A 12,455-nucleotide genomic window follows, 5' to 3' on the forward strand; every position below is an offset into this window, starting at 1 on the left:
ATATGATCAAATGAAAAACACTCAAAGAAAATTTTATTGTTTCACCTTACTTTTAACTTTGTTTGGTTGTCAAACGGCGCCAGATAAACCAACTGAAATGATTAATGCACTAGACAAAGCGATTGAAGAATCGAGTAAACCTGAGCCTAAAGCATTGCAACAAGTGCCAAATGCTATTCAGCAAGAATTAATGCAACGTAATGTTAGCCAAGCTCGAGAGGGTTTATTGGCAGAAAAACGTTTAGAAATTGCCGCTAGCGATGTTAGTGCACAAGAGTTTTTCGCAGCCTTAGTCGACGAGTCAGCGTACAGTGTTGTTGTACATCCTGACGTAAGCGGTACGATTACCCTGAACTTAAAAAGCAGTACGCTTAATGAAGTGCTTGATGTTGTTGAAGAGGTTTATGGCTATGAAATTAGACGTAGTGGTAAAATAGTACAAGTTTACCCAGCCGGTATTCGCACTGAAACTATTCCACTAAATTATTTGTTTGTTAAACGCTCTGGCATGTCGAGTACTAGCATTAATTCTGGTGGTGTGTCAGAAAATGATCAAGGTAGTGGTAATAACTCAAATAATAGTTCAAACGGTAATTCAAACAATTCAGGTAATTCAGGTGGTGGAAACAACCAAAATAGTCAGCAAGGAAGCAGCGGTATTAATATTTACACTGAGACCACATCTGACTTCTGGGCTGAATTAAAAGAAACGCTAACGGTATTGGTCGGTTCTGAAGAGGGGCGTTCAGTCTTTGTTTCTCCGCAAGCAGGCTTAGTGACTGTTCGCGCTTTTCCCGATGAAATAAAAGTCATTAAGAGTTTTATTAACGATACAGAAACTCATTTGCGCCGCCAAGTCATTATTGAAGCTAAGATTATGGAAGTTACGCTCAACGATGATTATCAGCAAGGTGTTAAATGGGATCAAATTTTAGGCAGTATTGGTAGCACTAACTTAGCTTTTTCAACGTCTGGTTCCATTGCTGGCAATGTTATTTCAAATACCATTGGTGGTACAAGTAACCTAACCATTAACAATAACGATTTTTCAGGCGTTATAGATTTACTCTCTACCCAAGGGAATGTACAAGTATTGTCAAGCCCAAGAATTACCGCTACCAATAATCAAAAAGCGGTAATTAAAGTCGGTGGTGATGAATATTATGTTACAGAGGTTTCAAGTACGACGACTACAGGTACGTCAACTACCACGACACCTGAAATTAACCTAACACCTTTTTTCTCAGGGATTGCTTTGGATGTTACTCCTCAAATAGATGGTAATGGTGAAGTTATTCTTCATGTTCATCCTTCAGTTACTTCAACTAATGAGCAGACTAAAGTCATTAAGCTTGGCGGTGAAGACATAATTTTACCCCTTGCACAAAGTAGTGTACGTGAGTCCGATACTATTATTCGTGCTAAATCAGGTGAGATAGTGGTGATTGGTGGGTTAATAGAAACACGTAAAGTGATGTTAGATTCAAAAACACCTTTCTTGGGCGATATTCCATTTATGGGTGAGCTATTTAAAAGTAGAAGTGAAACTACCCAGAAAAAAGAACTGGTGATCATGTTAAAGCCGATTGTTATTGGCCAGGATACTTGGAAAAATCAATTACAAGATGCTCGCTCACTATTGAAACAATGGTTTCCTGAGGAAAATGATTTTTCTCAAAGTGAAAAAGGTAGGTCTAATGATTCAAACGATAATGAATAATAGCTAAAATTTATGTACCTTTACCACTTTGGTCTAACGGAACTTCCGTTTACATTAACACCAAATACTGCATTTTATGTAGGGTTAGAGCCGCATAACGAAGCGTTAGCTGTATTACTAACAGCACTGAAAACAGGTGAAGGCTTTATAAAAGTTATCGGTGAAGTTGGTACGGGTAAAACCCTACTTTGCCGTAAACTGCTTAACGAAATACCCGAACATTTTGTAACCGCTTATATTCCTAACCCTTATTTAAAACCTGATGAATTACGACGAGCGGTGGCGGTTGAATTAGGTATCAAACAAGCACAGCGAATGTCAGTGCAATTGCTTACTCAACGTATTCAACAGCGATTATTAGAACTTCATTTAGCCGGTCATTCGGTAGTGCTTATACTTGATGAAGCACAAGCTTTACCAGAAGAAAGCCTAGAGGCTTTACGCTTATTTACTAATTTGGAAACTGAAACACGTAAACTTTTGCAAGTTGTGCTGTTCGCACAGCCAGAATTAGATGAGCGCTTATCGACGAAAAGATTTAGGCAGTTAAAGCAACGTATCACTTTTTCTTATAAATTACGTGCGATGACAGCGCCAGAAGTTCAACGTTATATTCAACATCGTATGCAAGTTGCTGGCTATAAAGGTGCTTCTTTATTTAGTGCCGCCATATCGAAGAAGGTGGCGAAAGTTAGTTTAGGGATCCCACGTTTAGTTAATGTGCTATGTCATAAAATGTTGATGTTAAGTTATGGCCAAGGTCAATATCAGATAACGAACAAGCATTTATCTGTGGCGATAGAAGATACCGAAGCAACAACTCAAGCGAGCAATGTTAAAGGCTATTTAAGTATTACGGGTCTGATCATTTCAGCCATCTTAATGGTCTATGTTTTAAAAAATTATGGAGTGATCGCTTGAGCGTAATTAACCAGATGTTAAAAGATTTAGATCAGCGTAAAGCTGAACAACAAGGTTCGAGTGATTTTACCGTACCTGTTTCTTCAGCGTCCTTAAATAAAAAAACTGTTTTTATCTGTTTACTGATCATTATTTTATTAAATATTTGTGGTATTTTTGTTTGGCAAATGTATGTTGAAAACCAAACATTAAAAATGTCTAATTCTTCAGAAATTAATCGAGTTGGAAAAAAAGCCAAGCAAAATCAGGTCGTAATAAGTGAACATTTAGCACAACCACCGAACAGCACTGAACCAGTAAACATGACCAAAAATAGTGTTGTAGCATCTAAACAGGCTAGTTTGAATAATGATTTGAAAGGAGAACAGCTAATTCAAGTTTATTTAAACCAAGCTAATTTAGCTGAAACTCTTTCTAAGAACAATACAATCGAAAAAGCGCCCAGTAATATTGATGCGCCAGAGACAAAAAATAGTGGTTTAGTGAATGACTCAAATATTCAACAAGCGTTAATTGACTCTTTAGCGCCAGTAGCGAAAAAATCGACATTAACAATATCTCGAAAAGCACTAACGCCTTATCAACTTGCAGAGCAAAAATTAAAACGTGCTGAGCAAGCGCTTGCCAACAATGATATTTCTAAAGCAGAGACTATGTTCGAAGATGTATTATTAGTTCTGCCAACACATAAAACAGCAAGAAAACATTTAGCGGCTTTATGGTTTGGGCGTCAATCTTATGCTGCGGCGTTAAACTTACTTTCTCAAGGTATTAACTTATCCCCTGATGATAGCGAATTTCGTGTGATGCAAGCTCGAATTTATTTACAACAAAACAGAGTACAACAAGCATTCGCCACTTTAAATAATATGCCAAATGTCAATGATGTTATTAACGTTGAATATCAGAGTTTACGCGCAACAACAGCGCAGCAACTTAAGGAATTTACATTCTCTGCACAAGCTTACCAAATTTTAGTTAATATTGAACCTTCTTCAGGGCGTTGGTGGTTGGGCTTAGGTGTCGCTTTGGACAGTAACAGTGAATTTAAGCAAGCAATTACCGCGTATCAAAACGCCTTAACTAAAACAGGGTTATCTGGAAGTGCTGAGAATTTTGCCCGTCAGCGTATTATAGAATTGGGAGAATAATTATGGCAGCACCTAAATTAAAAATGCGCCTAGGTGATTTGTTAGTACATGAGCATATCATTACTAATGAACAATTAATGCAGGCACTGAATAGTCAAAAAGCGACTGGACGAAAACTAGGTGACACCTTAATTGAACTTGGCCATATCGGTGAGCGCCAATTACAAGAATTCTTAGCGCAACAGCTTAATGTGCCTTTCTTAGATATTAGCCATCGTCGTATTCCCAATGAAGTTGCCTCATTATTACCAGAGGTTCACGCACGTCGTTTACGTGCGTTAATTATTGAAGACCAAGGTGAAAGTGTTTTGCTAGGGATGAGCGACCCTGCTGATTTAAGTGGTCTAGACCAGCTTGAAAGAATGCTTGAACCGAAAAAAATAAACCTTGCAGTGGTCATGGAATCACAGCTTTATCAAGCATTTGATGGCTTGTATCGACGTACAGCAGATATTGAATCATTCGCCAGTCAGTTAGAAGAAGAGTATGAACAAACTACTGATTTCGATTTATCATCAACATTTTCAGATGATAGTGGTGATGCAACTGTTGGTAAATTATTACAATCGGTCTTTGAAGATGCTGTGCAGATGCGTGCCTCTGATATCCATATTGAGCCAGATGAAAATCTATTGCGCATTCGCCAACGAATAGACGGTGTATTACAAGAAAATATTTTAAAAGAAAATAAAATTGCCTCAGCCATGGTTTTACGATTGAAGCTAATGGCTGGCTTAGATATTTCAGAAAAACGCTTACCACAAGATGGCCGTTTTAATCTTCAAATTAAAGGCCATAATATCGATGTCCGTATGTCTACTATGCCAGTACAGTATGGTGAGTCGGTCGTTATGCGATTACTTGATCAGTCTGCAGGTTTGTTGTCTCTCGATAAAATTGGAATGCCTGCCAACTTAGTAGCCCGTGTTCGTCATCAAATTACTCGGCCACATGGTATGGTGCTAGTTACAGGGCCAACAGGGAGCGGCAAAACAACAACTTTGTATGGTGTGTTAACCGAACTTAACCAAGCAAGTAAAAAAATTATTACCGTAGAAGACCCAGTAGAATATCGTTTACCTCGGATAAATCAGGTACAAGTAGCACCAAAAATCAATTTAAATTTTTCAACAGTGCTACGTACTGCGCTTCGCCAAGATCCAGATATTATTATGGTTGGCGAAATGCGTGATCAAGAAACGGTCGAAATTGGTTTACGTGGCGCTTTAACCGGTCACTTAGTGTTATCTACACTGCATACTAATGATGCCATTACCAGTGCCTTACGATTGATTGATATGGGCGCGGCGGGTTTTCTTGTTGGTAGTTCATTACGTGCGGTGATTGCACAACGTTTAGTACGCAAGATCTGTGAATACTGTCTTGAAGACTATTCGCCAGACAGTCAAGAAATGATGTGGCTTACTCACCTTGCTGGTGACCAAGCCACAACAGCCAGTTACAAAAAAGGTTGCGGCTGTCAGTCATGTCAATACACTGGTTATCGAGGACGTATTGGCGTTTTTGAATTATTGGAAATGAATGATGCGATGATGGCAGCTTTAAAACGTGATGATGCTGAAGCATTCACTGAATTAGCAAAAGCTAATCCTACTTTCACACCACTAGCACAAGCGGCATTTAATTATGCAAAACAGGGTATTATTAGCGTAGAAGAAGTACTTCGTTTAGTTGATAGTATTGACGTTCAGGGTTAAGAGTAGACTTAATTATGGCTATATTTAGTTACGTAGGTAGAAATGCTAGCGGCTCACAAGTTAAAGGGAAAATAGAGGCAAAAAACGCTAATACAGTTGCAGAGCAATTGTCACGTCAAGGTATTATTCCCGTTGCTATTAATAAGTCAAAAGATAGCGGTTCAACGGATATAGCAAATATAGATATTGGTGATTTACTTGGCTTTTCTGTTATATCATTGGATGAACTCATTGTTTTTTGTCGACAAATGTATGCACTTGTTCGTTCGGGCGTTCCAATATTACGCGCGATCAACGGTATGGCAGAATCAAGTACCTCTGATAAGCTAAAAGTTGCTTTAACTGATATTGGTAGTCAATTAGAAGGAGGTTACACCCTTTCAACCGCTTTAAGTCAATTCCCAAAGCTTTTCTCACCTCTGTTTGTTTCGTTGGTCCATGTTGGCGAGAATACCGGACAGCTAGACGGTTCGTTCTTAAAGCTGGCAAATTATCTTGAACGAGAGCAAGATACCCGTAAGCGAATAAAAACCGCCTTACGCTATCCAAGCTTTGTTCTTGGCGCGATTGTGATTGCCATGGTTATTTTGAATATTTTTGTTGTTCCTACATTTGCAAATATGTTTGCAAAATTAGGCGCTGACTTACCCGTGACAACAAAAATGCTAATTGCCAGTTCGAATTTCTTTTTAAACTATTGGCCTCATTTACTTGTCGGAAGTGTATTTGGCTTCTTTGGCCTTCAACATTATTTAAAAACTGAGCGTGGTATGTATTTATGGGACCGATTAAAAACAAAAATACCAGTTGTTGGAGGGGTGATTGAACGGTCGATTCTGTCACGATTTTCCCACACATTTGCAATTGTACTTAAAGCAGGTGTTCCTTTAACAACAGGATTAACCTTAGTTGCAGACGCCGTAGATAACACTTATATGCGAGATAAAATTTTAGCTATGCGCGGTGGCATTGAAAGTGGAGACAGTTTATTGCGTTCAGCCAGTGTCAGTAAGTTATTTACTCCTCTCGTTTTGCAAATGGTGGCTGTTGGTGAAGAAACCGGTCGAGTAGACGAGCTTCTAGAAGAAGTTGGTGACTACTATGAACGCGAGGTTGATTACGAACTGAGTACGTTAACGGCCCGTATTGAGCCGATAATGATTGCTATTGTTGCTGCGATGGTATTGGTGCTTGCATTGGGTATATTTACTCCAATGTGGGACATGATGTCGGCCCTTAAAGGTACATAGTGTTTGTCTTTAATCGTTACGTTTGATTATTCTCCATGTAACGAGCCCATAACTTGAAACGTAGATCAATTTAGTTTGTTGATTTAATTGTTGAGGTATCTATAGCATAATAATATTTATGGACTAAATTAGTTATAATATGACATTACAACAAGTAAGCGCTAAAAAAGGTAAGTCGTTAGCTGAAAATCTGATCATACTTGCTATGATTAGTTTACTTATGGCGACATTCCTCTATTATTTTTTTAAACAAGAGCAGTATTTATTCCGTGTAGGTTTTGACTCTGTTGCCAATACGTTTTCCGCACGAGTTATAGGCATTCATGCGCAATGGTTTATGGATAATAAGCCCCGCTGGGTCCAGATCAAAGAAGCAACAGCAGTCAATGGCGATCGCGAAAATAATCGTATTGCAGTAAACGAATTCGGTTGGGTTGACATATCAACTGTAAATAACCTAAGTCATGAAAACGAGTGTCAGGAAATATGGCAACAAGTGTTAGCAACACCTATGATTTATATAAAGCAGCCTATTTCTGCAGTAATAGTTAATATAAAAACTAATCAAGTGGGGCAGCAACAAAAATATCTTTGCCAATATAGCTTACCTTCGGGTGAGTATTTTGAATATCATCCAAGTAACGGTAAGGTCACTGAAATAAAGATACATTAATAAAGATATATTAATAAAAAGTATTGAATTTTTTCTCTATAGGCTAATAATGCTGTAAAAGTACACTAAGTAAGTGACTTTATTAGTAAATCGTTGTTAGAATCAATTTGGAACACTAGTTAAAGCGTTAGCAAAACGATAAAAGAGGTTATGATGAAGAAACAAGCAGGTTTTACACTCATTGAATTAGTCATTGTTGTAGTTATTTTAGGCTTCTTAGCGGTAACGGCCATTCCTAAATTTCTTGATTTAACTGATCAAGCTAAACAAGCCAATATCGAAGGTATGGCAGGTGGTTTTGCAACGGGTATTTCTCTAGCTAGAGCTCAGTGGGAAGCTGAAGGACGTTCGACTACAGGCACAAATAACACCACAGTTTATGATGGTGTAAGTCTAATATTAACCACTGAAGCAGCAGGTGTGCGTCCCGGTTATGTAACGGGTTTAACCGATGGGGCAACATTAGGTGGTGACTTCGACGCAGCTAACTGTAAAGAAATTTGGGATAATATTTTTCAACAACCTCCAAAACTAAAAATATTTGCTGAATTAGACAGTACTACAAATTATATTGTTGCTGAAACAGGTGATGTCGCTGACTCACATTGTATTTATTATTTAAAAGAAACATTGAATAAAGATGCAACAACGGGTGGGTTTGTTGACCCAGGTGTGGCAAATATAGGCAACAATTTTACCTATTATCCTGCGACTAGTCGTGTAGAGATTAATATTGCAGTAATAAACTAATTGTTAGATAAATAAATAAATAAAAATTTAAAATTAAATTAAAAGGTAAATTATGAAAAAATTACAAAGGCAAGCCGGTTTTACGTTAATTGAATTAGTTATCGTTATTGTTATTTTAGGTGTTTTAGCAGCAACGGCAGCCCCTAAGTTTATTGATCTGACTGGTGATGCCAAAAAATCAGTAATTCAAGGGGTGCAAGGTACCATTAATTCAGCGATGAATCTGGCTCATGCTAAAGCTATTGTTTCAAGTCAAACTGGGGCTACAGGACAAGTTGTTATTAATGGTCAGTATTATGCTCTAATTTATGGCTACCCTACTGTAGCAGGAGCAGGAACAGGAACACCTGATGGTACAACAGGAAAAGGCTTGGGCATTGATAAATTAGTTGAGTTAAGTAACGGCTCTGATATCACTTACGCTGCGGGTGTATATAGTCATGATGATGCGGCCGATCCAACAAAATGTAAAGTAACTTATGCAGACGCCTCTGGTTCAGGCAGTCCGGTTATTGTCACCCCTGCGAGTGCAGAAATTGATGTAACTGATTGTTAGGGTGTTCTTGATTAGATTTTAATTTTTTAAAGGGGAGCTTGGCTCTCCTTTTTTATTTTATATTTAAAATCTGGTAAAGAGTAATGAGAACCAAAGGTTTCACCCTCATTGAATTAGTTGTTGTTATCGTGATTTTAGGTATTCTTGCTGCTACGGTTGCACCAAAGTTTATTGATTTAAGTGTGGGGGCTCGAACCGTAAGCCTAGAAGGTGTAAAAATTTCTGTTCAAGGTACTTCTTATTTAGTTCATAGTATTACTTTAATTGCAGTCAATCAAAGTAATACAAAAACAGATACACCAATACCATCTATCACGTTATCATCAGGGTCCTCAACAGCACTTAGCTACAGATACCTTACTGTACCAGGCAACTTTACTCACCCAATACCCTAGTTTATTGGAACGCGTTAATTGATGTTGATGAAAGCTTTAATCTTATTTTTGGCATCCAGGTAGAGGGGCTTAATTATATATCTAATTGATGGTTATCTTGATGGTGCTCCCGATCCTAATAGTGCGTGTGTTGTTGTACATAATGAAGTCTCAGCAAAATTTAGTATTCCTGGCATTAAAATAAATGAGTGCATTTAACTTATTACACATTAGGCTTATAAAGTAGGGTTTGATTTATGAAGAGTGATTTTTTGTTAAAAAATGGGAAGTTTTCTCAGTATTCAGGTTTTACTTTAATTGAGTTGGTTATTGTGATCATGATAATAGGCATCCTCTCCGTAACCGTTATTCCTAAAATATTTACTTCGGGTGGTTACGAAGAAATTGGCTACCAAGCTGAAACTGTAGCTAAATTGCGTGCGATTCAATTAAGGGCCATGCAAGATACTTCAGCTATCCAATGTTTATTAGTTTATGTGACCGAAAAAAAACTAGGCATCCCAGATAGCAATTGCAGTCCGCCAAGTTTCTTATCGAATACAGAGCCAAGTAGTACTATAGTAAAAATTAGTGAACAGTCGTTAAGCTTTGATGATCAAAATGGTGGTTATAGTTTTTCTTTTGATCAAATGGGACGGCCAGATCAAGCCAGGACCATAAGTATAGAAGGTGGCGAGCAGACTTTAATTATTACTATTAATGCAGAGGGCTATATCAGTGCGAATTAATATAAGGAAGCCAACTAAGCAAAATAGTGTTATTACAAAACATGCAGGCTTCACTTTGGTTGAGCTCATTGTTGGTATCGTTGTGTTATCTATTTCTTTTTCTATATTAACCACATTACTTTATCCGCTAGCAAATCAAAGTGCCGAGCAAGTTCACCAAATCAGAGCAGCTGAATTAGGTCAATCGATGATTAATGAAATCATTGGTCGAGCTTTTGACGAAAATTCTGATATGTCAGGAGGTTTTATCCGTTGTGGTGAGTCTGGGATTAGTTGTTCTGCCATTGGCGCTGATAGCGGCGAAACCAGAGCTGGTTATGACGATGTTGACGATTATGATGCTATTAATTTTGGTGATACTTTAGAGAACTCGTTAGGTGAAGATATTTCTACTCTATATGTTGGTTTTTCAATGGACGTTAAGGTGATTAATGATGCCAATTACGACGGCAATGGCACAGGAGATAATTCAACCGCTAAATTAATTACTGTCACTGTACGTACTCCACAAAATTTTGATTTTGTATTCTCTGTTTATAAAGTGAACTTCTAATGGCCAATATTTCTATGCAGAAAAAGCAAGCTGGTTTTACGCTAATAGAATTGGTAACTGTCATTGTTATTTTAGGTGTTTTATCAATAGGGTTAAGTAGCTTTTTAAAGTTTGGGGCACAGATTTTTATTGAAGCGACAGACCGAAATCAAATATTGTCGTCAGCGCGATTTGCAATCGAGCGTATAAATCGAGAGTTAAGAGGCGCTGTACCCAACAGCGCAAGAATTTTATTTAATGGTTGTTTAGAGTTTACCCCTATAGCACAAAGCTTTGTCTATATTGATATACCGGTTACACCTGAGCCGGATGCTAATGTTGTTACACTAGTACCTACTGATACTTCATTCACCGCTGAAGAGGATGATAATTATTCTGTGGTGGTTTATCCATTAAATAGTGATGATGTTTATCAAACGATTAATAGTAAAGTGTTTCCATTAAAGTCAGGGAATTTCAATGGCAGCGGTTCTCCTCATACATTAACGTTTTTTAATGATATTAGCTTTACTGAAGACTCTACTACTCAACGACTTTTTATTAGCAAAAAAGCGGTGATGTACTGCCATGAGAATAACAATGAATTAGTACGTTACGATATAGATGGTCATAATTCTGATGGTAGTATTAGTGGTCAAAGTACGGGTGTGTTAATGGCTGAAGATTTAATTACTGCTACTTTTAAAGCTGGGACAGGTTCACGTCAACGAAATGGTACTATTGAGTTAGGTTTCGAATTTTCTCGTAACAATGAAACGATTCATTTTAATAATGAAGTACAGGTGCCTAATGTTCCTTAATCATGTTGGTCAGCAACTATTGCTAACAAAAACTATAACTCATTGTAAAGTTAGAAAAAATCAACAAGGTAGTGCTTTAGTTATTGCAGTATTTATTATTATCGTGATAACAGTCTTAGGTTTGGCACTTGTTCGTATGTTAAACACTAGTGCAGAATCTGTTGCCTATGAAGTGATGGGTACTCGCGCTTACGCGACAGCACAAATCGGGGTTCAGTGGGGGGGGCGAGAAATTTTTCCTCTAGGTACCGGTGCATCTCGCCATTGTGATGGCAGTACGGTTTCAGAAAACAATAACAGTTTTGTGTCTCCGCAAACGTTAAATCCCCCTAGTGGTATAAGTAATAATGACGGCTTAGCTAATTGTCAAATAAGCTCTTTAATCTGTAAAGATTTAAAATATGATGGCGTAGTATATTTTACGATTACCAGCACAGGGCAATGTAATGTTGGTGGGATAGTTACTTCACGAACGATTGTAATAGAAGCCCGTAGTTTATAAGCTTTAAATACTATTATTACTCATGCTGTATTGTATAATGTGTCAATATTCTTTACAAAACATAATACTTATAGTTAATTATTTTTATAATGTACGTTAAAACAATGCGTTGGGTTTTGGCTTATAAATTGATTAGTGTTTGTACAGTGAAAGTTTTACTGCAACTCTTCATTAATTTTAAAGGTTTTTATTGGGCTTGGGCTTCTCCAGTAAACATAGAGGTACACGAATAGGCTAAATTAACCTAACCAATACTGCATAAAGGGTAGATATTTGCTTCTGAAGATGAATTAAATATTTTGAAAACAGAATTAACTCTTCAAGGTTTCACGGGTATTAATGGAAGTGGTAACGAATTTACTATTCAAGCCATCTAATATTGGAATACACATTACATTCGCTTTAATACCGTAGATTTTAATAATGACTGGGTGAATAGTAATTGGACAATAACACCTAATATTTATTGGAATTACGAAACATTCTACGTACGTAATATTGCTGACAGACCTACAGCTGAATTACCTGAACCATCTATCCTTATGATTTTTGCTATCGCACTAATTGCTTTATCGATGAGAAAATGCCCTATTCAATAATGCTGAGGTTAAGTAAAAAAAATTCAAAACAGCCTCGCCATTGTCGGGATTTTTTATTGCTTGTTTAGATACTTAGCGTTACATTTGTTCTATAATTACTGGTAATATTTTTAACAGATTGACGATTAATTATACCATT

14 protein-coding genes are annotated in these 12,455 nt (G+C 37.3%); all 14 read left to right on the plus strand.

The genetic code is table 11. The features are described 5' to 3' along the window. Window positions 1–10: 10 nt before the first annotated feature. Window positions 11–1,720 (plus strand): pilus (MSHA type) biogenesis protein MshL, encoded by a 1,710-nt coding sequence (gene mshL / locus H4J66_RS13135; protein WP_182175440.1) that lies wholly within the window; start codon window positions 11–13, stop codon window positions 1,718–1,720. A 12-nt stretch (window positions 1,721–1,732) separates the two neighbouring features. Then, the gene (locus tag H4J66_RS13140; protein ID WP_182175442.1) at window positions 1,733–2,641 is read left to right on the plus strand and encodes an ExeA family protein; all 909 of its coding nucleotides are present in this window, start codon (window positions 1,733–1,735) and stop codon (window positions 2,639–2,641) included. After that, a complete protein-coding gene (locus H4J66_RS13145) occupies window positions 2,638–3,792 on the plus strand; it encodes a lipopolysaccharide assembly protein LapB (RefSeq protein WP_182175444.1) in 1,155 nt (384 codons plus the stop codon). Before H4J66_RS13140 ends, H4J66_RS13145 begins: the two co-directional genes overlap by 4 nt. A gap of 2 nt (window positions 3,793–3,794) precedes the next feature. Continuing rightward, window positions 3,795–5,510, plus strand: coding sequence for a GspE/PulE family protein (locus H4J66_RS13150; protein WP_182175446.1), 1,716 nt, complete (start codon window positions 3,795–3,797; stop codon window positions 5,508–5,510). 14 nt (window positions 5,511–5,524) lie between these two features. Then, window positions 5,525–6,760 (plus strand): type II secretion system F family protein, encoded by a 1,236-nt coding sequence (locus tag H4J66_RS13155; RefSeq protein ID WP_182175448.1) that lies wholly within the window; start codon window positions 5,525–5,527, stop codon window positions 6,758–6,760. A 139-nt stretch (window positions 6,761–6,899) separates the two neighbouring features. Further along, entirely contained in the window at window positions 6,900–7,433 is a 534-nt protein-coding gene (locus H4J66_RS13160; protein WP_182175450.1) for a hypothetical protein, read from the plus strand. 150 nt (window positions 7,434–7,583) lie between these two features. Then, a complete protein-coding gene (locus H4J66_RS13165) occupies window positions 7,584–8,183 on the plus strand; it encodes a prepilin-type N-terminal cleavage/methylation domain-containing protein (protein WP_310650658.1) in 600 nt (199 codons plus the stop codon). A 52-nt stretch (window positions 8,184–8,235) separates the two neighbouring features. Continuing rightward, a complete protein-coding gene (locus H4J66_RS20640; protein ID WP_182175452.1) occupies window positions 8,236–8,739 on the plus strand; it encodes a Tfp pilus assembly protein FimT/FimU in 504 nt (167 codons plus the stop codon). Window positions 8,740–8,822: 83 nt separating this feature from the next. Then, a complete protein-coding gene (locus H4J66_RS20645; protein ID WP_182175454.1) occupies window positions 8,823–9,134 on the plus strand; it encodes a prepilin-type N-terminal cleavage/methylation domain-containing protein in 312 nt (103 codons plus the stop codon). Between the two features lie 236 nt (window positions 9,135–9,370). After that, window positions 9,371–9,862, plus strand: coding sequence for a type II secretion system protein (locus H4J66_RS13180; protein ID WP_182175455.1), 492 nt, complete (start codon window positions 9,371–9,373; stop codon window positions 9,860–9,862). Further along, window positions 9,852–10,415 (plus strand): prepilin-type N-terminal cleavage/methylation domain-containing protein, encoded by a 564-nt coding sequence (locus H4J66_RS13185; RefSeq protein WP_310650659.1) that lies wholly within the window; start codon window positions 9,852–9,854, stop codon window positions 10,413–10,415. The genes H4J66_RS13180 and H4J66_RS13185 overlap by 11 nt, the downstream gene beginning before the upstream one ends. Continuing rightward, window positions 10,415–11,215, plus strand: a complete 801-nt coding sequence (locus H4J66_RS13190) for a PilW family protein (RefSeq protein ID WP_182175459.1) — start codon at window positions 10,415–10,417, stop codon at window positions 11,213–11,215. The genes H4J66_RS13185 and H4J66_RS13190 overlap by 1 nt, the downstream gene beginning before the upstream one ends. Beyond that, window positions 11,205–11,717, plus strand: coding sequence for a hypothetical protein (locus tag H4J66_RS13195; protein WP_182175461.1), 513 nt, complete (start codon window positions 11,205–11,207; stop codon window positions 11,715–11,717). The genes H4J66_RS13190 and H4J66_RS13195 overlap by 11 nt, the downstream gene beginning before the upstream one ends. Window positions 11,718–12,148: 431 nt before the next feature. Then, on the plus strand, window positions 12,149–12,316 hold the full coding sequence (locus H4J66_RS13200) for a PEP-CTERM sorting domain-containing protein (protein WP_182175463.1): 168 nt from the start codon (window positions 12,149–12,151) through the stop codon (window positions 12,314–12,316). Window positions 12,317–12,455: the final 139 nt, after the last annotated feature.

The sequence above is a fragment of the Colwellia sp. MB3u-55 genome, assembly GCF_014076785.1.
In the GTDB taxonomy this organism is placed as follows: domain Bacteria; phylum Pseudomonadota; class Gammaproteobacteria; order Enterobacterales; family Alteromonadaceae; genus Colwellia_A.

What these genes read in the sequence shown, in the direction of transcription:
- H4J66_RS13195 (WP_182175461.1), top strand. Translation starts at nt 11,205, where the DNA reads ATGTTCCTTAATCATGTTGGTCAGCAACTATTGCTAACAAAAACTATA.
- H4J66_RS20645 (WP_182175454.1), top strand. Translation starts at nt 8,823, where the DNA reads ATGAGAACCAAAGGTTTCACCCTCATTGAATTAGTTGTTGTTATCGTG.
- H4J66_RS13160 (WP_182175450.1), top strand. Translation starts at nt 6,900, where the DNA reads ATGACATTACAACAAGTAAGCGCTAAAAAAGGTAAGTCGTTAGCTGAA.
- H4J66_RS13165 (WP_310650658.1), top strand. Translation starts at nt 7,584, where the DNA reads ATGATGAAGAAACAAGCAGGTTTTACACTCATTGAATTAGTCATTGTT.
- H4J66_RS13190 (WP_182175459.1), top strand. Translation starts at nt 10,415, where the DNA reads ATGGCCAATATTTCTATGCAGAAAAAGCAAGCTGGTTTTACGCTAATA.
- H4J66_RS13155 (WP_182175448.1), top strand. Translation starts at nt 5,525, where the DNA reads ATGGCTATATTTAGTTACGTAGGTAGAAATGCTAGCGGCTCACAAGTT.
- mshL (WP_182175440.1), top strand. Translation starts at nt 11, where the DNA reads ATGAAAAACACTCAAAGAAAATTTTATTGTTTCACCTTACTTTTAACT.
- H4J66_RS20640 (WP_182175452.1), top strand. Translation starts at nt 8,236, where the DNA reads ATGAAAAAATTACAAAGGCAAGCCGGTTTTACGTTAATTGAATTAGTT.
- H4J66_RS13180 (WP_182175455.1), top strand. Translation starts at nt 9,371, where the DNA reads ATGAAGAGTGATTTTTTGTTAAAAAATGGGAAGTTTTCTCAGTATTCA.
- H4J66_RS13140 (WP_182175442.1), top strand. Translation starts at nt 1,733, where the DNA reads ATGTACCTTTACCACTTTGGTCTAACGGAACTTCCGTTTACATTAACA.
- H4J66_RS13150 (WP_182175446.1), top strand. Translation starts at nt 3,795, where the DNA reads ATGGCAGCACCTAAATTAAAAATGCGCCTAGGTGATTTGTTAGTACAT.